The organism is Marinimicrobium sp. ARAG 43.8 (assembly GCF_050113635.1).
Taxonomy (GTDB): Bacteria; Pseudomonadota; Gammaproteobacteria; order Pseudomonadales; family Cellvibrionaceae; genus Marinimicrobium.
Genome location: NZ_JBNJLT010000006.1, coordinates 178,099 through 200,144, shown reverse-complemented (window position 1 = coordinate 200,144; position 22,046 = coordinate 178,099). Strand labels below are relative to the sequence as shown.

The 22,046-nt window shown below is 57.2% G+C and carries 22 protein-coding genes and 1 riboswitch; of the genes, 14 read left to right on the top strand and 8 right to left on the bottom strand.

Annotation, left to right across the window (positions count from 1 at the left end; all coding sequences use genetic code 11):
* Positions 1-4: 4 nt before the first annotated feature.
* A complete protein-coding gene (locus tag ACQCLF_RS13045) occupies positions 5-898 on the top strand; it encodes an AEC family transporter (RefSeq protein ID WP_426987961.1) in 894 nt (297 codons plus the stop codon).
* A 40-nt stretch (positions 899-938) separates the two neighbouring features.
* Here the strand turns inward: ACQCLF_RS13045 and ACQCLF_RS13040 are convergent, their stop codons facing one another.
* The 3 genes from ACQCLF_RS13040 to thiO all read right to left on the bottom strand — a co-directional run bounded on the left by ACQCLF_RS13040 (position 939) and on the right by thiO (position 3,065).
* Complete coding sequence (locus ACQCLF_RS13040) at positions 939-1,751, bottom strand: thiazole synthase (RefSeq protein WP_426987959.1); 813 nt, start codon at positions 1,749-1,751, stop codon at positions 939-941.
* Entirely contained in the window at positions 1,751-1,954 is a 204-nt protein-coding gene (gene thiS / locus ACQCLF_RS13035) for a sulfur carrier protein ThiS (protein WP_426987957.1), read from the bottom strand. The genes ACQCLF_RS13040 and thiS overlap by 1 nt, the downstream gene beginning before the upstream one ends.
* Entirely contained in the window at positions 1,947-3,065 is a 1,119-nt protein-coding gene (thiO, locus tag ACQCLF_RS13030; RefSeq protein WP_426987955.1) for a glycine oxidase ThiO, read from the bottom strand. Before thiO ends, thiS begins: the two co-directional genes overlap by 8 nt.
* A riboswitch (TPP riboswitch) is annotated at positions 3,055-3,177 on the bottom strand. It overlaps the preceding gene by 11 nt.
* 67 nt (positions 3,178-3,244) lie before the next feature.
* Here thiO and ACQCLF_RS13025 point away from each other — a divergent pair.
* Complete coding sequence (locus tag ACQCLF_RS13025; protein WP_426987953.1) at positions 3,245-3,535, top strand: SelT/SelW/SelH family protein; 291 nt, start codon at positions 3,245-3,247, stop codon at positions 3,533-3,535.
* 14 nt (positions 3,536-3,549) lie between these two features.
* Here the strand turns inward: ACQCLF_RS13025 and xseA are convergent, their stop codons facing one another.
* Positions 3,550-4,887 carry an exodeoxyribonuclease VII large subunit gene (gene xseA / locus ACQCLF_RS13020; RefSeq protein ID WP_426987951.1) on the bottom strand — a complete coding sequence of 446 codons (1,338 nt, stop codon included), beginning with the start codon at positions 4,885-4,887 and terminating at the stop codon, positions 3,550-3,552.
* A gap of 137 nt (positions 4,888-5,024) precedes the next feature.
* On the opposite strand from xseA, the gene guaB reads away from it, so the two are divergent.
* The 6 genes from guaB (at position 5,025) to ACQCLF_RS12990 (ending at position 13,340) form a co-directional block, all read left to right on the top strand.
* A complete protein-coding gene (gene guaB / locus ACQCLF_RS13015; RefSeq protein ID WP_426987949.1) occupies positions 5,025-6,497 on the top strand; it encodes an IMP dehydrogenase in 1,473 nt (490 codons plus the stop codon).
* 221 nt (positions 6,498-6,718) lie between these two features.
* A complete protein-coding gene (gene guaA, locus ACQCLF_RS13010) occupies positions 6,719-8,296 on the top strand; it encodes a glutamine-hydrolyzing GMP synthase (RefSeq protein ID WP_426987947.1) in 1,578 nt (525 codons plus the stop codon).
* A 50-nt stretch (positions 8,297-8,346) separates the two neighbouring features.
* Positions 8,347-9,063 (top strand): YebC/PmpR family DNA-binding transcriptional regulator, encoded by a 717-nt coding sequence (locus ACQCLF_RS13005; RefSeq protein ID WP_426987945.1) that lies wholly within the window; start codon positions 8,347-8,349, stop codon positions 9,061-9,063.
* A 297-nt stretch (positions 9,064-9,360) separates the two neighbouring features.
* Entirely contained in the window at positions 9,361-11,301 is a 1,941-nt protein-coding gene (locus ACQCLF_RS13000; protein WP_426987943.1) for an NPCBM/NEW2 domain-containing protein, read from the top strand.
* 102 nt (positions 11,302-11,403) lie between these two features.
* Entirely contained in the window at positions 11,404-12,000 is a 597-nt protein-coding gene (locus tag ACQCLF_RS12995; protein ID WP_426987941.1) for a YceI family protein, read from the top strand.
* 152 nt (positions 12,001-12,152) lie between these two features.
* Complete coding sequence (locus ACQCLF_RS12990) at positions 12,153-13,340, top strand: CynX/NimT family MFS transporter (protein ID WP_426987939.1); 1,188 nt, start codon at positions 12,153-12,155, stop codon at positions 13,338-13,340.
* Here the strand turns inward: ACQCLF_RS12990 and ACQCLF_RS12985 are convergent.
* From ACQCLF_RS12985 to ACQCLF_RS12975, 3 genes are read right to left on the bottom strand one after another with little or no spacing between them, the layout of a single operon-like run.
* Positions 13,337-14,425 (bottom strand): HlyD family secretion protein, encoded by a 1,089-nt coding sequence (locus ACQCLF_RS12985; RefSeq protein ID WP_426987937.1) that lies wholly within the window; start codon positions 14,423-14,425, stop codon positions 13,337-13,339. The two genes, ACQCLF_RS12990 and ACQCLF_RS12985, sit on opposite strands and share 4 nt — an antisense overlap.
* Positions 14,426-14,476: 51 nt before the next feature.
* The gene (locus tag ACQCLF_RS12980; RefSeq protein WP_426987935.1) at positions 14,477-16,033 is read right to left on the bottom strand and encodes an MFS transporter; all 1,557 of its coding nucleotides are present in this window, start codon (positions 16,031-16,033) and stop codon (positions 14,477-14,479) included.
* Positions 16,030-16,488, bottom strand: coding sequence for a MarR family winged helix-turn-helix transcriptional regulator (locus ACQCLF_RS12975; protein ID WP_426987933.1), 459 nt, complete (start codon positions 16,486-16,488; stop codon positions 16,030-16,032). The genes ACQCLF_RS12980 and ACQCLF_RS12975 overlap by 4 nt, the downstream gene beginning before the upstream one ends.
* Positions 16,489-16,680: 192 nt before the next feature.
* Here ACQCLF_RS12975 and ACQCLF_RS12970 point away from each other — a divergent pair, with 192 nt between their 5' ends.
* Complete coding sequence (locus ACQCLF_RS12970) at positions 16,681-17,043, top strand: FHA domain-containing protein (protein WP_426987931.1); 363 nt, start codon at positions 16,681-16,683, stop codon at positions 17,041-17,043.
* Between the two features lie 15 nt (positions 17,044-17,058).
* Here the strand turns inward: ACQCLF_RS12970 and ACQCLF_RS12965 are convergent, their stop codons facing one another.
* Positions 17,059-17,520, bottom strand: coding sequence for an EVE domain-containing protein (locus tag ACQCLF_RS12965; protein ID WP_426987929.1), 462 nt, complete (start codon positions 17,518-17,520; stop codon positions 17,059-17,061).
* Positions 17,521-17,654: 134 nt separating this feature from the next.
* Between ACQCLF_RS12965 and thrS the strand changes: the two genes are divergently transcribed.
* The 5 genes from thrS to pheS all read left to right on the top strand — a co-directional run bounded on the left by thrS (position 17,655) and on the right by pheS (position 22,038).
* Positions 17,655-19,583, top strand: a complete 1,929-nt coding sequence (gene thrS, locus ACQCLF_RS12960) for a threonine--tRNA ligase (RefSeq protein ID WP_426987927.1) — start codon at positions 17,655-17,657, stop codon at positions 19,581-19,583.
* Between the two features lie 2 nt (positions 19,584-19,585).
* The gene (infC, locus tag ACQCLF_RS12955) at positions 19,586-20,170 is read left to right on the top strand and encodes a translation initiation factor IF-3 (protein WP_426987925.1); all 585 of its coding nucleotides are present in this window, start codon (positions 19,586-19,588) and stop codon (positions 20,168-20,170) included.
* 59 nt (positions 20,171-20,229) lie between these two features.
* Entirely contained in the window at positions 20,230-20,427 is a 198-nt protein-coding gene (gene rpmI / locus ACQCLF_RS12950; RefSeq protein ID WP_426987923.1) for a 50S ribosomal protein L35, read from the top strand.
* Positions 20,428-20,463: 36 nt separating this feature from the next.
* Positions 20,464-20,823 carry a 50S ribosomal protein L20 gene (gene rplT, locus ACQCLF_RS12945; protein ID WP_426987921.1) on the top strand — a complete coding sequence of 120 codons (360 nt, stop codon included), beginning with the start codon at positions 20,464-20,466 and terminating at the stop codon, positions 20,821-20,823.
* Between the two features lie 201 nt (positions 20,824-21,024).
* Positions 21,025-22,038: a phenylalanine--tRNA ligase subunit alpha gene (pheS, locus tag ACQCLF_RS12940; protein WP_426987919.1), complete on the top strand. Its 1,014-nt coding sequence runs from the start codon at positions 21,025-21,027 to the stop codon at positions 22,036-22,038.
* Positions 22,039-22,046 lie beyond the last annotated feature (8 nt).

Below are 22,046 nucleotides of genomic sequence, written 5' to 3'. Positions count from 1 at the left end.
ACCGATGGCACACTTGTTGTTAATCGTGGTTTGCCTGGGCATCGGCCTGGGTTTACAGCGTGTGCGGAAAATGCCGAAAGATGCCGGTATAGCGCTGAATCTTTACGTGCTCTACGTAGCGTTGCCCGCGGTCATTCTCACTGAACTGCCCAAGCTCACGCTGGATCAACGCGCATTGCTGCCGGTGGTTGCGTCCTGGCTGGTGATGGGGTTTACCGCCTGTTTGGTGTGGTTGACGGCGCGTTGGCTAAACTGGTCCCGCGGGGTGACCGGCGCTTTGATGTTGATCATCGTGCTCGGCAACACCTCATTCATCGGCTTGCCGCTTATTGAAGCCTTGCTGCCACCGGAGGCGATTCCCTACGCGCTGCTCTACGATCAAACCGGTACGGTGATTGCGCTGAATACTTATGCAGTTATTGTGGCGGCCTGGTACAGCGGGCAGCAAACCTCGTGGCGGGAACTCGGTAAATCCATCGTGATGTTTCCGCCGTTGATTGCGCTCGTGGTGGCCTTTCTTACGCTTTCCATGGAGTATCCCGAATGGTTGCGTTACACCACCAGCCGCATCGGTGAAAGCCTGGTGCCAGTGGTGATGGTCGCGGTAGGGTTGCAGTGGCAGTTGCGACTGGATCGTGAGCATCTGGCACCGGCCAGTATTGGGTTGGGGTACAAGTTGATCCTGATACCGGCACTGGTATTTGCGCTGTTTGCGCTGCTGGGCTGGCACTCCATCGCGGCCCAGACGGTGGCGTTGCAGACAGCTATGCCGTCGATGATATCGGCTGGCGTGGTGGCCATGGCGCACGGACTGGCGCCGAGGCTGGTGTCTACCGTGGTCGGTTACGGTGTGCTGCTGTCGTTGTTGACGGTGCCGCTGTGGAGTTTGTTGCTATAAGTTTTCTACGTTCTCTAAGACCTCTCCGGTCGGCGTCGCTTTACTGATGCCAAAACGGTTGTCCGATGGTGGGTGTACTCGGGCTGGCGGTCTGGCGTTTTTCCATTAACCCCGCGTGAAATGCCTTGCGGCCAGCGTCAATGGCATCGGCAAACGCTTCGGCCATCAGCGGCGGGCGGTGTGCCTTGGCGACAGCGGTATTCAGCAAAATACCATCAAAACCCATTTCCATCGCCTCGGCGGCCTGTGAAGGAGCGCCGAGACCGGCATCCACAATCAGTGGTGTATTCGGTAAACGGTCGCGCAAGGTTCGCAGGTTGTAGCGGTTCAATAATCCCTGACCCGTTCCGATGGGCGACCCCCAGGGCATCAGCACCTCGCACCCGACATCCAGCAGCCGCTGGCCGACCATCAAGTCATCGGTGCAGTAGGGCAACACCTTAAACCCCTGGTTTATCAGTTCGCGGGCGGCCTCGATCAGACCGAAGGGGTCCGGTTGCAGATTGTAGTCGTCGCCCACCACTTCCAGTTTAATCCAGGGCGTCTCGAACATTTCCCGCGACATTTCGGCCAGAGTGACCGCCTCCTTGACGGTTTTGCAGCCGGCGGTGTTGGGCAGTAACCGGCAACCGCAGTCACGAATATATTGCCAGAAGGCATCGCCGCCGCCGTCGTTCGGATTTTGTCGGCGCAGCCCCAGCGTGACGATGTCGCAGCGCGAGGCATGAATGGCATCGCGCATGACCGCTGGCGACGTATACAACGCCGTGCCGAGTAGAAAGCGGCTTTGAAAAGTTTCGCCATACAGCGTCAGCGTATCGGCGTCGCAGGCCGGTAATTGGGTCGTGCTCATTAGCCGCCTCCCACAGGTCGTACAATGTCGAGTTGATCGCCTTCTTGCAGACGATAATGCGCGTATTGCGAGCGCGGTACAAAGGTGCCGTTAATCGCGACGGCAAGCTTTTTGCCGCCGTATTGCCACTGCGTCAGCGCCTCGCTGAGCGGTGTATTGTCCGGCAGTTCGGTGGCGTGATTGTTCAAGCTGACGTTAATCATATCCGGCATCCTCTTCAGTTTGCAGAAAAGCGGCGAACGGCGTGTCATCGCTGCCGGTGAAATGGGTTAACACCTGTTCAACGACCGCAGGGGCGAGCAGGTAGCCGTGTCGGAACAGGCCGTTGACGCTGATGTGCTGACCGCGCCGCTGGATGCGCGGGTTGTTGTCGGCAAACGTGGGACGCAAGTTGACGGATTGCTCAATAATGCGCGCCTCGGCGAACGCCGGTGCCAGGGTGTACAGCGCACTGCTCAGCTCCAGTGAAGATTGCAGCGTCATGGGAGAGCGGTCTTCACTTTCGATCTGGGTAGCACCGATAACAAAGTGCTGGTTTGGTTTGGGAACCACATACAACTGGTAGCACGGATGTACCAGGCGCACGGGGCGTTGCAGGGTTAAGTCCCGGGTGTGTACGTGCAGGATTTCACCGCGCACACCGCGCAGATCGGAATGGTCGGGCTTGGCGCCCACGCCCCGGCAGTCCACCACACGGTCGAAGCGATCCGGTCCGCCAGCGCTGCACAAGGTGGTGTCATCCACGGTTACCGGCGTGTGGAAGTGGGTGGTGCCTCCCAGCGTTTCAATGGCGTCGAGCAGCGCCGCTAGCAGCGCGCGATTATCGAGAAACCCTTCGTGCTCCAGCAACAGCCCCCGTTGAAAACGGTGGCTGAGATCGGGTTCCAACCGCTGTAATTCCGCATCGTTCAGCCACTGGTAGCCGTCGGCGCTGCCGGTTCCGAATTGAAGTTCGCGATGAAATTGGTAAAGCTCGGCCTCGTCCTGGGAGTGGGCCACCACCAGGCTGCCGTTGTGATTCCACAGGGATTGCGGAGAGGCTGAGGCTTGAGAGAAGGATAAAGGCAACTGTGCCAGCCACTCGGGCCAGCGACTGAGTGCGTAAAGGCCCATCTCATAAACCGGGCGTTCCGATACCACGGCTTCACTCAGGGGCGCCACCATGCCGGCGGCTGTCCACCCAGCGGCCTGTTGCGCATCGGGGGCGCCAGCGTCGTAGAGGGTTACGCGGTAACCGAGGCGCAATAAGCGCCAGGCGAGCAGTCGGCCTAACAGGCCGGCACCGGCAATGCCGATGGATTCAGAACCGGACATGCTTGTTTCCTCCGCAGGTATCAACCTGATCAGGTTCAACGGGTTTCGGCTCGACCGATCTCAGCTCGACGCGTGACGTGATGGACGCGACGGGGCACCCCGACAAGTGGGCTCAATAGTAACCACTGGCAATGGTAGAATCAACGGCAATGTTCACGGCAGTCAACGCGAGGAACCCCATGGCCCAACCCCGTATTGAAATCGAATTTTGTACCCAGTGTCGCTGGCTGCTGCGGGCGGCCTGGCTGGCCCAGGAATTGTTGACCACGTTTGATAACGGTGAGCTGGGAGAAGTGGCGCTGGTGCCGGGTACCGGCGGTATCTTCGAGGTTCGCTGTGATGGTGTGCTGCTGTATTCGCGTCGGGCGGAAGGGCGTTTTCCTGAAGCGAAGGAAGTGAAGCAGTTGGTGCGCGACCGAGTCTCTCCCGAGCGGGATCTGGGGCACAGTGATCGCCACAGCAATCACTAACACCGGCCGCCGTTTTATTCCACGCGGCTGATAATTTCCCCGTGTGCCACCCGTGTGCGGATTCGGTCGCCGGTATTCAATTGCGCTTCGTCCCGCACGACATCGCCGCTTTCTGTGTGTACGATCGCGTACCCCCTTTCCAGGGTGCTCAACGGGCTGACACTGTGCAGTAACCGGCTGGCCTCGGCGAAGCGTTGGCGTTTCTGTTGCAGCGTGTGTTGCATTTGCCGCTGCATGCGCTCGTCCAACTGGTCCATTTTTTGTCGCCACACGCGCATGTCCGGTCGGCGTGTGCGCAAACGCAGGGTCAAGCCTTCCACGCGCTGCCGGGAGAGGGACAGCTTCTGGCGCATGATCTGATTCAAACGCAGTTCAAGTCCATCCAGGCGCTGGCTTTGTTGTTGCAGTCGCTCGCCGGGGTGACGCAGGCGCTTGCCCAGGTGTTGAACCTGCTGGCGCTCTGCCTGCAACCGACGATTCATTAGCTGTGCGAGCCGTTGTTCATAGCCCGCAAAGCGGGCGAGCCATTCTGTGGCGTCCGGTACCACCAGCTCAGCAGCGGCGGAAGGCGTGGGTGCGCGCAGATCGGCGACAAAGTCGGCGATGGTGAAATCCACTTCGTGCCCCACGGCGCTGACCACCGGCACCTCGCTGTCGGCGATGGCTCTCGCCACCGCTTCCTCATTAAACGGCCACAGGTCTTCCAGGGAGCCGCCGCCGCGACCGACAATCAATACATCAAACAACCCGGCCCGATTGGCCAGAGCCAGGGCGTCGACGATGGCGGGTGCGGCTTCCTTACCCTGAACCGGCACCGGAATCAGCGTGACGGGAATGCCGGGGAAGCGACGCTTAAGGACGGTGAGAATATCTCGCAGTGCGGCACCAGTGCCGGAGGTAATCACCCCGATATGACGTGGCAGGGCGGGAAGAGGGCGCTTGCGCTCCTGATCAAACAGCCCCTCCTGCGAGAGCTTGTGTTTGAGCGCCTCGTAGGCCCGTTGCAATGCTCCGTGCCCGGCCTCTTCCATGTGTTCGGCGATCAACTGGTAGTCGCCGCGATTCTCGTACAGGCTGACGCGGGCCCGCAACAACACCTGCTGCCCCTGCTGCGGCTGAAAGCGCACCGATTGATTGCGGCCCCGGAACATGGCGCAGCGCACTTGGGCGCCGTCGTCTTTCAGCGTGAAGTACCAGTGCCCGGATGACGGGCGAGCCAGATTGGAAATTTCACCCTCGACCCAAAGCAGGGGAAGGTGGGTTTCCAGCAATTGCTTGGCGCGCCGATTCAACTGGCTGACCGAAAGCACCTGGCGTTCCTGGGCGGGGGAGAGGGCATCATCATTAAACATGCCCGGCATTATACCTGATGAAGTGAACGCGGGGGCCGCGCGCTGCGGGCTTTTGCTGGCATTGGACCCGTTTACCCGGAGGCCCTCTCGCGTGTATAATTGACGGTTTACTCAAACTCAGGATCAAGGTTGGCTGTATGTTGCGTATTGCTGAAGAAGCCCTCACGTTTGACGACGTTCTGCTCCTGCCGGGCTACTCAGACGTCACGCCCAAAGACGTCTCCCTGAAGACCCGGTTGACCCGTGGCATTCAACTGAATATCCCGCTGATCTCCGCTGCTATGGATACCGTCACCGAAGCCCGTCTGGCCATCGCCATGGCGCAGGAAGGCGGCATCGGTATCATCCATAAAAGCATGAGTATCGAAAAGCAGGCCCAGCAGGTACGTCAGGTCAAGAAGTTTGAGGCCGGCGTGGTCAAGGACCCCATCACGATTGATTCGAGTGCGACCATCAGTGATTTGCTGGCGCTGACCCGCCAGAATAACTTCTCCGGCCTGCCCGTGCTGGACAACGGTGATCTGGTGGGCATCGTGACCGGTCGCGATGTGCGTTTTGAAACCAATCATGCGGCCAAAGTGGCCAGCATCATGACGCCGAAAGATCGTCTGGTTACGGTAAAAGAAGGCGCCAGCAACGACGAAGTACGCGGATTGCTGCACAAGCACCGGATTGAAAAAGTCCTGGTGGTTAACGACAACTTCGAGTTGAAAGGCCTGATTACCGTCAAGGACATCAACAAGGCGGAAAAATACCCCAACGCCTGCAAAGACCCGGAAGGACGCTTGCGCGTCGGTGCCAGCGTCGGCACCAGCCCCGACACCGATGACCGCGTGGAAGCCCTCGTTCAGGCCGGCGTTGACGTCATCGTCGTGGACACCGCGCACGGCCACTCTAAAAACGTGCTGGAACGCGTCAAGCGTATTAAAGCCCAATACCCGGAGCTGCAAGTAATCGGTGGCAACATCGCCACGGGTGAAGCCGCCCTGGCACTGGTAGAAGCCGGTGCGGACGGCGTTAAGGTCGGCATCGGCCCCGGCTCCATTTGCACCACCCGCATCGTCAGTGGCGTGGGCGTACCGCAAGTGAGCGCCATCGCCAACGTCGTGGCCGCGCTGAAAGACACCGACGTGCCCGTCATCGCCGACGGTGGCGTTCGCTTCTCCGGCGATCTCGCCAAAGCCGTCGTGGCCGGCGCCCACACCGTCATGATGGGCTCCATGTTTGCCGGTACCGAAGAAGCACCGGGCGAAGTCGAACTGTTCCAGGGTCGCACCTACAAAGCCTATCGCGGCATGGGCTCCCTGGGCGCCATGTCCCAGACCCAGGGCTCCAGCGACCGCTACTTCCAGGACGCCAGCGAAGGTGCCGAAAAACTGGTACCGGAAGGCATTGAAGGCCGCGTACCCTACAAAGGCCCGCTCAACGTCATCGTCCATCAAATGATGGGCGGACTGCGCGCCGCCATGGGCTACACCGGCAGCCACAGCATCGACGACATGCGCACCCGACCGCAGTTCGTCCGAGTGACCGCCGCCGGCATGGGTGAAAGCCACGTCCACGACGTACAAATCACCAAAGAAGCCCCCAACTATCCGGTAGGCCGCTAACCCATTAAACGCAAGGCTCGGGCGGGTTTTGCCTGGAGCCTCACAAAAGGAAGGCCCGGGGCGGGGCAGACCGCTTGAAGACTCTTGGAGGCATGAATGCCGACATGAAACCCCCCAGGGAAGGGTTCACGGCGCGTCTTCAAGCGGTCTGTCCCGCCCCGGGTCGGCTACAAAGCTCCAACCCTGACCCGACAAGCTGACACCCGACACCAAGAGCCCCCATGACCCAAGACATCCACGCCCAACGCATCCTCATCCTCGACTTCGGCTCCCAATACACCCAACTGATCGCCCGAAGAGTACGCGAAATCGGCGTCTTCTCCGAAATCCGCGCCTTCGACATGAGCGACGACGAAATCCGGGACTACAACCCCAACGGCATCATCCTCGCCGGCGGTCCCGAATCCGTCCACGCCGAAGGCAGCCCGCGCGCGCCCCAGAGCGTGTTCGAACTCGGCGTTCCCGTGCTCGGCATCTGCTACGGCATGCAGACCATGGCCCAACAACTCGGCGGCTCCGTGCAGGGCTCCAAAGTCCAGGAATTTGGTTACGCCCAGGTTAAAGTACACGGCCAAACCCAACTGCTGCACGACATCAAAGACCACGTTGATCACAACGGCGAGGCATTGCTGGACGTCTGGATGAGCCACGGTGACAAAGTCATCTCCATGCCCCCAGGGTTCGACGTCATGGCCTCCACCCCGAGTTGCCCCATCGCGGGTATGGCCTGCGAAGACAAAGGGTTCTACGGTGTGCAGTTCCATCCCGAAGTGACCCACACCCTGCAAGGCAAGCGGATTCTGGAACACTTCGTGTTCGGCCTGTGTGGCTGCGACGCGCTGTGGACACCGGCCAAAATCGTGGATGACGCCATCGAAAAAGTGCGCGAACAGGTCGGCAGCGATAAAGTGCTGCTGGGCCTCTCCGGTGGTGTGGACTCATCCGTAGTGGCCGCCTTGTTGCACAAAGCCATCGGTGATCAACTGACCTGCGTATTCGTCGACAACGGTTTGTTGCGCAAGAACGAAGGCGATCAGGTGATGGAAATGTTCGCCCAGAATATGGGCGTCAAAGTGATTCGCGCTGATGCTGAGGATTTGTTTCTCGGCAAGCTCCACGGCATCGAAGATCCCGAAGCCAAGCGCAAAGTGATTGGCAACACCTTTATCGACGTATTCGATGAAGAGGCGACCAAGCTCAAGGACGTTAACTGGCTGGCCCAGGGCACTATCTACCCGGACGTGATCGAATCCGCCGCTTCCAAAACCGGGAAGGCGCATGTCATCAAGTCCCACCATAACGTGGGCGGTCTGCCGGAAACCATGAAAATGCAGCTGGTCGAACCGTTGCGCGAACTGTTCAAAGACGAAGTGCGTAAAATCGGGCTTGAACTGGGGCTGCCCTACGATATGGTTTATCGCCACCCATTCCCGGGGCCGGGTTTGGGAGTGCGTATTCTTGGCGAAGTTAAAAAAGAATACGCCGACATCCTGCGCGAAGCTGACGCCATTTTTATCGAGGAATTGCACAACGCCGACTGGTATCACAAAACCAGCCAGGCCTTCGCCGTGTTCCTGCCGGTCAAATCCGTGGGCGTGGTGGGCGATGCCCGGCGCTACGAATGGGTGATCGCACTGCGCGCTGTTGAAACCATCGATTTCATGACCGCGCGTTGGGCGCACCTGCCTTACGAACTGTTGGAGACAGTCTCCAATCGCATCATCAATGAAATTTCCGGTGTGTCACGGGTGACTTACGATGTTTCCAGTAAGCCACCGGCCACCATTGAGTGGGAGTAGGCCGTCAGTTGACGGCCAGCATCAATAATTAACGAACCCGGTATTCACCCATGGGCAGAGCCTACCAGAACCGCAAAGAATCCATGTCCAAAACGTCGGACATGAAATCCAAAATTTACAGCCGTTACAGCCGCGAGATTTACATGTGCGCCAAATCCGGCGGCACCGAGCCCACCGGCAACCTGGCACTGGCGTCCCTGCTGGAGCGTGCAAAGAAAGAGCAGGTGCCCGCTCACGTGATTGAGAAGGCGATTGCCAAGGCCGCCGGTGGGGGCGGCGAGGATTTTGCGGTAGCGCGTTATGAAGGCTTCGGGCCGGGCAATACCATGATCATTGTCGACTGCCTGACCGACAACCCCAACCGGACCTACGGCGATGTGCGCACCTGTTTTAACAAAGTCAAAGCCAAGCTGGGCGCCTCCGGCGCGGTCAGTCATTTGTTCGACCACAGTGCGATTTTCAGATTCTCCGGACCGGATGAAGACGCGGTGCTGGAAGCCCTGGCTGACGCCGACGTGGATGTGACCGATATCGAAGCCGAAGATGACGTGATTACGGTATTTGCTCCGCAGACCGAATACGCCAAAACACGCAACGCCCTGAAAGAAGCTTTTGAAGGCATCGAATTTGATGTCGAGGATGTTCAGTTTATTCCTCAGGTGACCACCGCGATTGAAGGCGAGGATGTGGAACAATTCGAAAAAATGGTTGATCTGCTGAACTATCTGGATGACGTTCAGCATGTTTACCACAACGCTGAATATTGATGAATGAGGCGGTCCTCTAACGGAGGGCCGCACCTGTCGGCCGCTGAGGCCACTTTAAAAACCGCCGCTCCCTCTTAAACCTCTCCTGTTTAGACTGACCTTCCCGCTCTTTCCGATTGGTTTTTTCATTAACGCATTACGCGCCAAATATAAGCCGAAAACGCTCCTGATTCTGCGTGCCTAGTTTCGTTTTGTCGTTTTTTGCGAATTTTAAACGTTTTCCTGTCATTTTATTGTTTTGTTTTCGATCTTTTATTATGATAAAGGAAACTTTATGAAACCTATGTTGGGCGCTTTATGAAACTGAGATGGCCATCAATTATCCTGTCCACGTTGCTGTTGGCGGCGAACATTCATGCTGCTGAAGCGCCCACTCCCCATGCTGACCCGCTGCAACCTACCGGCCAATGGTCGGCGTTCTCCAAAGGCAATGCGCCGACTCCGCCGATGGGCTGGAATTCGTGGAATGCGTTCAGAACCGATGTGGATGAAAGCAAGGTGGTTGGCGCGGCGAAAACCATCGTGGATTCCGGGCTGGCCCGGAAAGGCTATCGGTACATCAATATCGATGATGGCTGGTGGCTGAAGCGGCGCCAGAGCGATGGCCGTATCGTGATTCGCACAGCGCTGTTCCCCAGTGCCGATCGGGGCGAGAACCAGAACACCAGCTTTCGGCCCTTTGTGGATCGAATGCATGCCATGGGGCTCAAGGCGGGCATTTACACCGACGTAGGGCGCAATGCCTGCTCCCAGGTATGGGATCTGCACAGCCCCAATTTGCCAGAAGGGAGTACGGCGGAGCGAGAGGTGGGTTTATGGAATCATTTGCCGCAGGATATTGCGTTGTTTTTCGAGGAGTGGGGGTTCGATTACGTCAAGGTCGATGCCTGCGGGATTGCAGACTATGGTTCTGACAAGCCGTTTATCGCCGAAAATGACTACCAGCCACTTGAGCCGCTGATTATACGAGGGGATCTGCCGAATACCGACGTTGCAGGCGTTCAGAAACTCTACGGTGACTTGTCGAAAACGCTGGCGACGGTCAACGAGGACAACGATTACGTGCTGTCCATTTGTACCTGGGGAACCGCGAACGTTCGCGCCTGGGGTAAAAATTATGGAAACCTGTGGCGTACCAGCGAAGATATTCGCTCCAGTTGGGACAGCATGCTGCATGTGTTCGACAGCGCGGTGACGCGCGCATTGTTTGCCGGGCCGGGAACCTGGAACGATCCGGATATGTTGTATATCGGCCATGGGGATTTTGATGAGAATCACCTGGTTGAAGCGAAAACGCACTTTTCACTCTGGGCCGTGTTGGCGGCGCCGTTGATGATTGGTTTTGATCTGAGAGAGGCGCCGTCCTCTCTGTTGGATATCTGGGGCGCGGAAGAGGTAATTGCGATTAATCAGGACGCCGGAGGCCATCAGGGCGTGCTGATGCAGGATAATGAGCGCAGTCAGGTTATCGTTAAAAGCCTGAGCCATCCGAGAGAAAAAGCCGTGGTGTTGTTTAATCGCAGCGACGCCGCCGTTGAGGTCACCTTGTTGGCGTCCGATCTGGGTATGAAGGAAAACAAGCCAGTCCAGCTTCGGGATTTGTGGCAGGAGAAGTCGGCTGGCCAGTTCGTCGGTAAAAAAACCTTTACATTACCGCCTCACGATTCATTGACCTTTAAAGCGACCGGCGAACGGGCTCTGGAAAAGGGGCGTTACTTATCGGAAATGCCGGGCCGCATTAATGTGGCCGTCGATGGGCTGCAAGCGGTGTCGTTGGACCCGGTAGCCCACCGTACACTCGCTCAGAAACACGCCGAGAAACACGAATCAGCGCGGAAGGGCAGCGGTTACCGACAGAGTTATCCCGGTTTCGGCGGACCGAGAGCCAATGTTTCCCCGTATGGCGATGCCATTACGCTGAACGGGCAACGGTATCGTCACGGGATTGGTGCGCTGGCCAATTCACGGCTGGAAATCAACGCGCAGGACGAGTTCACGCGCTTCAGCGCCATTGTGGGTGTGGATGAGAGCAGCCTGGGGAAAGACGGCGAGGTCACCTTCGTGGTGTACGGTGATGGCCGCGAGCTGGCGGCTACAAAACCGCTGGGCGTGAGCGATAAGCCGATCACACTGGACGTGGATGTGCAGGGCGTTGATATGGTAGAGCTGGTCGCGCGGCAAACCCGTCAGGACCCTCTGCCCGTGGTCGTGGGCTGGGCTGACGCGGTGCTGGAATAAAGAGATACTGGGAGGGGAAAGCCCGGTCCCTGTTACTGGTCGGAAAACACGGGTATTATGAGTGTTGTTCACAGTGGCATCCACACGCTCAGGAGTATTCGTATGATTAAACAATGGCTCTGCAAATCCATGCTCGCGGCCTCATTGGCAGGACTTGCGGCAGCGCCCGCACTGGCGGACTGGACACTGGATGATGGGCAATCCAGCCTGCACTTTGTCTCTGTCAAAAACGATGCGATTGCCGAGGCTCATTACTTTGAAGAGCTGTCCGGTGGCATTGACGCATCGGGAAAAGCAACGGTCGAGATTGAGTTGGCCAGCGTCGAGAGCGCTATCCCCATCCGCAATGAGCGCATGCGGGACATGTTGTTCAACGTAGCCAAAATGCCCACGGCCACGATTACTGCCGATATTGATCCCGAGTTGCTGGAGACATTGGCACCGGGAGAGTTGTTGCTGGAAGAAGTGGCACTAACGGTTGATCTGAACGGCACATCAAAATCCTACCCCGCTACCTTAAGAATCAGTGTTCTGGAAGAAGGCTCGTTCCTGGCCGTGACGGAAACGCCGATTATGCTGAACGCGGCTGATCACGGTTTGGATACCGGTATTGAAAAGCTGCGTGAAGTGGCTGGATTGAATGCGATTGCAACAGCCGTGCCGGTAACGGCAGCGCTGGTGTTTCGGGAAAAAGAGTAGATCGGTATCGTCCCGGCTTGAGATAGCGCCGATTGCAGGACGGTAGTGATATTTTGATAGCAGTATTACGTTGATAAAGGCCCCTTCGGGGCCTTTATGCGTTTACCGTCAATCATCCCGCCTGGAGCCTGGAGCCCCTGGAGAAGGTTATCGTGAAGTTTCTTTTTTCCCGCCCGTGGTTGCCGTTAGTGGGATTTGTGCTTGCGCTGTTATTGCTGGCCGCGAACATGCGAGGCAGTCTCGTTGTGGTGGGGCCGCTGGTTGAAAGCATTGGACGTGACCTGAGCTTGTCCAGTGTGCAAATGGGACTGCTGACCACCGTGCCGATTCTGTGTTTTGGGTTGCTCTCTGTTATGGCACCGCGCATTGCCGGTCGTCACGGATTGGAATTAACGCTTTGGGGTGCGCTCGCTTTGGTGGCGGTGGGGCAGGGACTCCGGGCGGTGGACCACTACACGGTGATGCTGCTGGGCACGGTAATACTGGGCGCTGCCATCGCGCTCATGAATGTACTGACACCCTCGCTGGTTCGACGCAGTTTTCCCTCACGCATTGCGTTGATGACGGGCGTGTATACCTTGACGATGTCATCTGTCGGCGCACTGGCGGCCTTCAGCGCCGTGCCGTTGCGGGACGCCATGAAAGGGAATTGGCAATACCCGGTCGGGTTGTGGGCGCTGTTCGCGGCGGCCGCTTTTTTGCTCTGGTTGCCCATGTTGCGTTTTCGGCACCGGGCCGATGTGCCGGACCGCCGTTCGGTTTCTTTATGGCGCAATACGGAGGCCTGGTGGCTGAGTGTATTTTTCGGCTGCCAGTCGATGGTGTTTTATACCTGCATCGCCTGGCTGGCGAAGGTATTTGCCGACGCGGGAATGAGTGAGGCAAAGTCCGGCACGTTGTTGACGCTCTATAACCTGTTCGGTATTCCCGCCACGTTTCTCGCTCCGTTGATTTACACTCGGATGCGCAACAAGGCTCTGGCAATGGCGCTGTTGCATGTGCCCGCCGTGGTGGGTGTGGCAGGCTTCGTATTGGCGACCACGGAATGGCCTTATGTATGGGCTATCTGCATGGGGCTGGGGCAGGGCAGCATGATTAGTGTGGCGCTGACATTGATCGGAATACGCGGCGCCGATGCACCCACCGCTGCGAGTTTATCCGGCATGTGCCAATCCGTGGGATACCTGATGGCGGCGGTCGGGCCGGTGTTGTTCGGAGCGCTGCACGATGGCTTCGGTAGCTGGCAGGTGCCTCTCTGGTTATTAATGGCAGTAATGATTGCGCAATTTGGGACCGCGCTCCGCGCTGGAGCGCCTCGTCTTATCTGCCCCCGAGATTAACGAAGGAGGCCTGCCGTCGAGCGAGTGCCATTCGGTCGTGTCCCTTTAAGCGCATTGGTATCCGCGTGCACCACCACGGACAGGCCCGGCACTAATTGTTCGGCCATTGGCTGATCGGGATCAATGGCAATGCGCACCGCCAGGCGTTGAGCCACTTTGGTAAAGTTCCCGGTGGCGTTATCGGCTTTTATGACAGAGAACTCTGAACCGGTCGCCGGGGCAAAGCTTTCAATGTGTCCTGCAAAGCGGTGATCACCCAGCGCGTCCACCGTGAAATTGACCGCTTGCCCGTCTACCATTCCACGCAACTGAGTTTCCTTGAAGTTTGCCACGACCCAGGTTTGTCGGGGAATGATAGAGGCAAGGCGTGATCCGGCAGATACGTATTGACCAATCTGTGCAGAGACCTCGCCCAATGTTCCATCCTGTGGCGCTGTGATTCGGGTGTTCTGCCAATCGATTTTCGCCAGCTCAACGTCGGCCTGCGCACTGTCTACAGAAGCTTCGAGCGAGCGGCGGCTGACGACAATGGTATTCAGTTCCTGCCGCGCTACCTGCACCGCCGCTTCGGCTTGTCGAAGCGCCGCCTGGGCTTGATCGGAGTTGGCTTTGGCTTTTTCCTCTTCGCTTTGACTGGCCATATTCGTGTCACGCAATGCATGCACGCGCTGGTACTGTGTTTTTGTTTCGTCACGCCTGGCTTTGGCGCTGTCTACGGCGGCCAGGGCGGACTCGATACGAGCCTGGGCGGACTGTCGGCTTTGTTCCGAATTGGCCAGCGCCGCTTCCGCCTTGGCCAGTTGCGCTTTGGCCTGTGCCAGCTTTTGACGGTAGGTTCGGTCGTCGACTTTGGCAATTAAGTCTCCCTCGCGAACGTGTTGATAATCCTGTACCGGCACGTCCACCAAATAGCCCGATAACTGTGGGCTAATCAGAATGACCTGACCTCGCACATAGGCATCGTCCGTTGTTTGTTCCGACCCATTGAACGGTGGCAGATCCCAGGCGTATAAAACGATAGCGACCCCGAGGGCACCGATCAGCAATGTAATGTAAGTGGCAATGGAACGTAGTACTTGAGTCATAAAACAATAGTGCTCCTCATAAAACAAAGGCTCTCCGTATTGGCAGAAAATTTACCCGTGCGCCGCTTGCAGCCGATGCGGCAGCCACTGGTGTCGATGTCGCCACAGTACGTGCAGGCTTAACCAGATCAGAGCCAATACGCAAAGCGCGCCGGTGAGCAAAAAGGAATCGTTGTACGCCAGCACATAAGCCTGCTGTTGCACCTGCTGCGCCAGCAGATTGGCCCCGAGGGTCGATTGCTCACTACCGGGTTGTACAACGCCCTGATACGAATAACCGAGTGCTTCAATACGTTGACTGACCAAGGGCGAGGTCGTGTTTAATTGGGTGGCCAGGCGCGCTGAATGCAACTGTTCCCGCCACTGGACAAATGTGCTGTACAACGCGCTGCCCAGGTAGCCTCCCACTTTTTGCGTGGTCAGAAAGACCACGATGAATGACAGTATGTAGTTGGGGCCACGCTTGAGCGCGGAATTTAATCCGATGGCCAGCGCTGGCGGCAGAAACAAGCCACCAGCAAAACTGATTAACGCCTGGCTGACATACATTTGTTCCGGGCGGGTCAGGATGGTGGACTGGCTGTCCATGTAACTGCCGACCGCAATCATTAATAAAGCCACCGCGTGCAACGCGGGTTCTCGCCCAGGTTTCATGATCACCGCACACAGTGCGCCGGAGACTATCGTGGCAATGATCATCACGAGATACAGCCCACCGATTTGCTCGTTCAGCAGCCCGGCGTTACGCATAAAATTGATGGCCCCGCCAGACTGCTCGGACAGCACAATGCGAAACACCATGAGTGCGCCGATAAAATGCAGAATTTCCCGGGACGTAATCCAGCGAACGTCGACCAGTGGCTCTTCCCGGTGCAATTCGATAACGGCAAAAATAATCGCCGCCGCGATGCCCGCGATCAGCCAGATGCCGAGCCAGTTGGTGGTGGTCCACCAATAACCGCGCCCCACGGTCAGTACCGAGGCAAAAGTGCCCAGTGCCATTGCCAGAAACAGAAAACTGAGCACATCCAGTTTACTGATCACTTTGCGCCGTGGCGGCGACGTCAACGGAAAGGCATAAACCAGGCCGAGCGCGATCATTGCCAGCCCCAGTTCCATCAAATACAACACCTGAGGATTGCCGGACTCCAACAGCGCTGGAGATATCAGCCCGGACAGGGGCAGGCCCAATGCCATGGCGGTCAGCGCGATGCATAAACCGACGTTCAGTTTCTTTTCTGGTGGAATCGATTCGAGAATATAAAGAAACCCGAGAGAGGTCATCGGCGCAGCGGCAACGCCGGCAAAAAATCGCATGATCAGAGCGCTCTGGTAGCCGTCCACCCACAGGTGAGCAAGACAAACCAGCACATAAACCACAATGGTGATCTCCGCGAAACGCCTCAAGCCATATTGAGCCCGCACCTTGAACAGCAGCAGAGTCAGGCTGGCGTTTGGGAAAACATAAGCGGCGATCAGCCAGGTGGCTTCCTGTTGGGTCAACCCCATCGGGCCGGCAATCTCCCGGATGTTCCCGGAGATAAAACTCATCCCCAGCCCTTGCGTCAACGCCAGCAAAATGCCGGCGAGAATATAGGCGGCGCTCACCGCTCGTGGCCATCCGTATCCTCCAGTTTGGCAATCCGTTGCTGGATTTGCTCAAGCAGAGAGAATGTCTCGGCCAACCGGTCGGGATCGATGTCCTGAAACACTTCGAGGCGCATGTGCTCCGCAATGCGATGCACCTGCTCCGCCTGCTGCTCGCCATGCGGGGTCAGAACAATGTGTTTGATGCGTCGGTCACCCGCGGCGGCACGACGTTCGATCAGATTGTGCTCCTCCATTCGGTCCAGCAACCGCACCAGTGTGGCCTGCTGAAGCTCCAGCTCACAGGCCAGTTGGCGTTGTGTCATTGGCTGATGGCGGGCGAGGCGAAATAGCGCCCTGGCTCTAGGGTACGTGAGGCCTTGCGCGGTGACGCGCTGGTTGAACAGGGTGCGCATCTTGCGGCTTACCGTGGTCAGGGCGTCGAAGAATTGGGAGGGAGCAAATTGAGTGTTCAAAAGAGGCCTCGCTGTCGAGTCTTCTGGCTGTTCAAAAAATAGGTATTGAACATAATGTTAGCATGCTAACTATTAGCCTACAATGATGTCCGTGTTGCAATAATGCAGGACGGCGGGAGAAGGGGGTCACACAGTGAGTGCAGACTCTGTGCTAACCTTTAGCAGTAACCGGCAGAAGAGGAAGGGGGCTCTATGCCGTATCTCCACCATCAATTGAACGGCTCCAGCGTGGGCTATTACGAGTTGACCAACGAGGCGCTCACCATTGGCCGCAGCCCGGACAATCATCTGGTAATGGATGATCCAACGGTGAGCGGCCATCACGCCGTGGTCGAGGCCACCGCCGAGGGGTTTCGCATCCGAGATCTGCACAGCACCAATGGCGTCTGGGTGAATGATAAGCGGTTGCCCGAGGCGTTGTTGGGGCCTGAGGTATCGGTTCGCATTGGTACCCATACAGTGCAATACACCGAGCAAATGGCGGATGACCTGAGTCGTACCCTGATCATCAAGAAGAGCTGGCTTCCCGGGGTTTATTACACGGCGGAAGAATAGTGTCGGCGCGTCTGGTCAGGACGCCATGCCTATAATGTGGCGCCACTCAAGGGCGGTGACCGGCTGAATCGACAACCGCCCCTGCTTTAGCAACACCATTTCGCTCAGTGATGGTTGTTGTTTGAGGGTCTTCAGTGGCACTACCTGATCAAACACCGAAGCAAATTGGATATCCACACAAAACCAGCGGGGATTGTCGGGCGTGGCCTTGGGGTCATAGTAAGCGCTTTGCGCGTCGAACTGTGCCGGGTCAGGGTAGGCGGCTTTGACCACGTTGGCGGTTCCCGCCACGCCTGGCACCTTGCACTGGCTGTGATACACCAGCACCTGATCGCCTTCACGCACTGAGTCGCGCAGGAAATTCCGGGCCTGATAATTGCGGATGCCGTTCCAGCGCCCGATACCTTGCGGCTCGTTTTTCAGGTCTTCAATGCCGTATTCATCCGGTTCGGATTTAAACAACCAGTAATTTGCCATGGCCGTGCATACCTCTTTATAATCGCCGGTTTTCCCGATGCAATGCTGTCGTCCGGGCCTTTCGGCCCCGTAGGGCGGCGGAGTTCCACTCACGTGGCCTTTGGTAGGGGTCACCACTGATACAAGGATACACCATGCCTGTTATTACACTTCCCGATGGTTCCCAACGCGAATTCGCCCAGCCGGTCACGCTTATGCAAGTGGCCGAGGATATTGGTCCCGGCTTGGCCAAAGCAACCGTGTGCGGTCGCATCAATGGCAAACTGGTCGACGCCTGCGAACTGATTGAAGAAGACGCTGAGATTACCCTGATCACCGGTCGCGACCCGGAAGGGTTGGAAGTCATTCGCCACTCATTCGCCCACCTGGTGGGACATGCGGTGAAGCAGCTGTTTCCCGAGGCCAAAATGGCCATTGGTCCGGTGATCGAAGACGGTTTCTATTACGATATCGATTTCCCCCGCCCGCTCACGCCGGAAGACATAGAAGCCATTGAGCAGCGGGTACAGGAACTGATCAAGAAAGACTACGACGTGATCAAGGAGATGACACCCATCGAGCGCGCCCGTGAAGTGTTTGCCAGACGGGGTGAAGACTTCAAGGTAGAGCTGGTCGACGACCTGATCAAAGCCGGCGAGAAAGCCGTGGGTCTCTACCACCACGAAGAATACATCGACATGTGTCGTGGCCCGCACGTGCCCAATACCCGCGTCATGCGCTACTTCAAGCTGATGCGGGTCTCCGGTGCCTACTGGCGGGGTGACTCCAGCAACAAGCAGCTTCAGCGCATCTACGGTACTGCCTGGAACGACAAGAAAGCGCTGAAAGGCTATATCCAGCGTCTGGAAGAAGCCGAAAAGCGGGATCATCGCAAGCTGGGCAAAAAGCACAACCTTTTCCACACCCAGGAAGAAGCCCCGGGTATGGTGTTCTGGCACCCCAAGGGCTGGACCATCTACAAAACCCTGGAAGACTACATGCGCGGGATGCAGAACCGCCATGGCTACCAGGAGATCCGCACGCCGCAAGTGGTGGATATGACGCTGTGGCAGAAGTCCGGCCACGCGGACAAGTTCGGCGACGGGATGTTTACCCTCAAATCTGAAGAGCGGGATTTTGCCGTCAAGCCCATGAATTGCCCGTGCCATGTGCAGGTATTCAATCAGGGCCTGAAAAGTTACCGGGATCTGCCGCTGCGGCTGGCGGAATTCGGCTCCTGTCACCGCAATGAGCCCTCCGGCTCACTGCACGGCATCATGCGGGTGCGGGGCTTTACGCAGGATGATGCCCATATCTTCTGCACCGAGGATGCCATTCAGCCGGAAGTGGCGGACTTTATCGACTTCCTGCACGAGGTCTACCAGGACTTCGGCTTCGGCGAGATCATTTATCGTCTTTCTACCCGCCCGGAACAGCGCGTGGGCAGTGAAGAGAGCTGGGATAAGGCCGAAAAGGCGTTGGCGGAGGCGTTAAACGCCAAAAACCTCGATTGGGAGGAACTTCCGGGCGAAGGCGCTTTCTACGGGCCCAAGATCGAATTCTCCCTGAAAGACTGTATTGGCCGGGTCTGGCAGTTGGGCACGATCCAGGTGGATTTCTCGATGCCGGGTCGTTTGGATGCTCAATATGTGGCGGAAGATGGCTCCCGCAAAGTGCCGGTGATGCTGCATCGGGCCATTTTGGGCTCATTTGAGCGTTTTATCGGGATTTTGATCGAGCATTACGAGGGCATTTTCCCCGCCTGGCTGGCTCCGGAGCAAGCCGTTGTGATGAATATCACGGATAATCAGGCCGAATATGCCCAAAAAGTAGAGAAAACCCTGCGAGATAAAGGATTTAGGGCAATTTCGGACTTGAGAAACGAGAAGATCGGCTTTAAAATCCGCGAGCACACCCTTCAGCGCATTCCCTATCTCCTGGTCATAGGCGACAAGGAGATGGAATCCGGTCATGTTGCCGTTCGGACACGCGATGGCAAAGACCTGGGGGTAATGAGTCTGGATGATTTCGCCGCTCGCCTGGCCTCGGATGTAGCCCGGCGCGGACGAGTCGAACCCCGGTAGCATTGTGGATACAGACTCACGTTTTCAACGAACAGGAGATAACAGCTATCAAACGACCAGCGCCTAAAGGCAAGTCCAAAAAAGCTCGGATTAATGATCAAATCGAAGCCAGTGAGGTGCGCCTGATTGGCCCCAATGGCGACCAAATTGGTGTTGTACCATTGGCCGACGCCCTCGAAGCGGCCCAATCCGCAGAACTGGATCTGGTGGAAATATCGCCCGATAGTGACCCCGTCGTCTGTAAGGTAATGGACTACGGCAAACACCTGTTTGAACTGAAGAAGACCAAGGCCGCTGCCAAGAAGAAACAGAAGCAGCAGCAGATTAAAGAAATGAAATTCCGTCCAGGGACGGAGGAAGGGGACTACGAGGTCAAACTACGCAACCTCGTGCGTTTCCTTGAAAACGGGGACAAGGCCAAGGTGACCTTACGGTTCCGCGGCCGGGAAATGGCTCACCAGGAACTCGGCATGGAAATGATGCAGCGCGTTGAAGAGGACCTGATTGAGCTGGGCACCGTAGAGCAAAAGCCGAAGATGGAAGGCCGGCAGCTCACCATGGTGATCGCCCCGAAAAAGAAGAAGTAGCTGGGCTTTTTAGCTGCCTGAGTTACTGTTTTACTAACCTAGAATGCGGAGTTATTCCCATGGCAACAAAAGCTAAAGTACACAGTGGCGCCGCCAAGCGCTTCAAGAAAACTGCGGCTGGTTTTAAGCACAAGCACGCTTTCAAAAGCCACATCCTCACCAAAATGACCACCAAGCGCAAGCGTCAGCTGCGCGGTACCAGCACGCTGAACGCGGCTGATGTACCGGCGGTAAAACGCATGCTGCGTGCCAACTGATCGTTGTGTCACTGGAAATTTTCTGAGGAGTAAATAATGGCTCGAGTAAAACGTGGTGTGGAAGCACGCCGTCGTCACAAAAAAGTTCTAAAGGCTGCAAAAGGTTACTACGGTGCCCGTTCACGGGTATTCCGCGTAGCCAAGCAGGCGGTCATCAAGGCCGGTCAGTACGCTTATCGCGACCGTCGCAATAAAAAGCGTAACTTCCGCCAGCTGTGGATTTCGCGTATTAACGCTCAGTCCCGCGCTGAAGGGGTGACCTACAGCCAGTTGATCGCCGGCTTGAAAAAAGCCAATATCGCTCTGGACCGTCGCGTTCTGGCCGACCTGGCCGTTCACGACAAAGCCGCGTTTGCGGCCGTTGTTGCACAGGCTAAATCAGCTCTGGCTGCTTAATCGGCAACAACGTCAGACAACCCTTAGGGGTGTCCGAGTGAGCACGATCAAAAGGGGAGGGCTGATGCAGTCCTTCCCTTTTTTATGTTCAGGATGAACGGTATGCCGCGGGCGCATGGATGCGCAGGAGCGGCTTCTCTCGGTTACAGATGTATTCGTTTTGGGTGAAATGCCCTCAAGTGAACAAATGGGTTTCGACTGATGGAAAATCTCAATGCGCTGACCGACGCGGCGCTCAAGCAGGTGCAAGACGCCGACGATTTGGCCAGCCTGGATAAGGTTCGGGTGGAATACCTGGGCAAGAAAGGCAGTATCAGCGCCCAGATGAAAACCCTGGGGCAACTGTCTGCCGAGGAACGCCCTGCCGCGGGTGCCAAAATCAATGAAGCCAAAAACCAGGTTCAGGAAGCCCTCAATGCACGCAAGGCCGCCTTGGAAAAAGCCGCCATTGACGCCCAGCTCGCCGCTGAAACATTGGATGTCACGCTGCCTGGGCGCAACAGCCAGAGTGGTGGCTTGCACCCGGTGACTCGCACCCTGGAGCGTATTGAAGCCATCTTTTCCGCGGTGGGTTATACCGTGGAAGAAGGTCCGGAAATCGAAGACGACTACCACAACTTTGAAGCGCTGAATATTCCGTCGCATCATCCCGCGCGGGCGATGCACGATACGTTCTACGTGGACGACAGCCACGTACTGCGTACGCACACCTCTCCGGTGCAGGTGCGCACCATGGAAAACCGCCAGCCTCCCATTCGCATCATTTGTCCGGGCCGCGTGTACCGGTGTGATTCCGACCTGACCCACACGCCAATGTTTCACCAGATTGAAGGGCTGGTGGTGGATAAAGGCATCAGCTTTGCCGACCTCAAGGGCACCATGGACGAGTTTCTGAAAGCGTTCTTTGAGGCCGATGTGCCGGTTCGTTTCCGCCCATCGTACTTCCCCTTTACAGAACCGTCAGCCGAAGTGGATATTGGCTGTACTCACTGCGGCGGCAAAGGCTGCCGTGTGTGCAAGCAGTCCGGCTGGATCGAGATTCTCGGTTGCGGCATGGTTCACCCGAACGTTCTCAAAGCATCCGGCGTCGACCCGGAAGTCTATAGTGGCTTCGCCTTTGGCCTGGGAGTCGAGCGGATGGCCATGCTGCGTTACGGCGTGAACGACTTGCGTCTGTTCTTCGAAAACGACCTGCGTTTCCTGAAACAGTTTTAAGAGTCCGA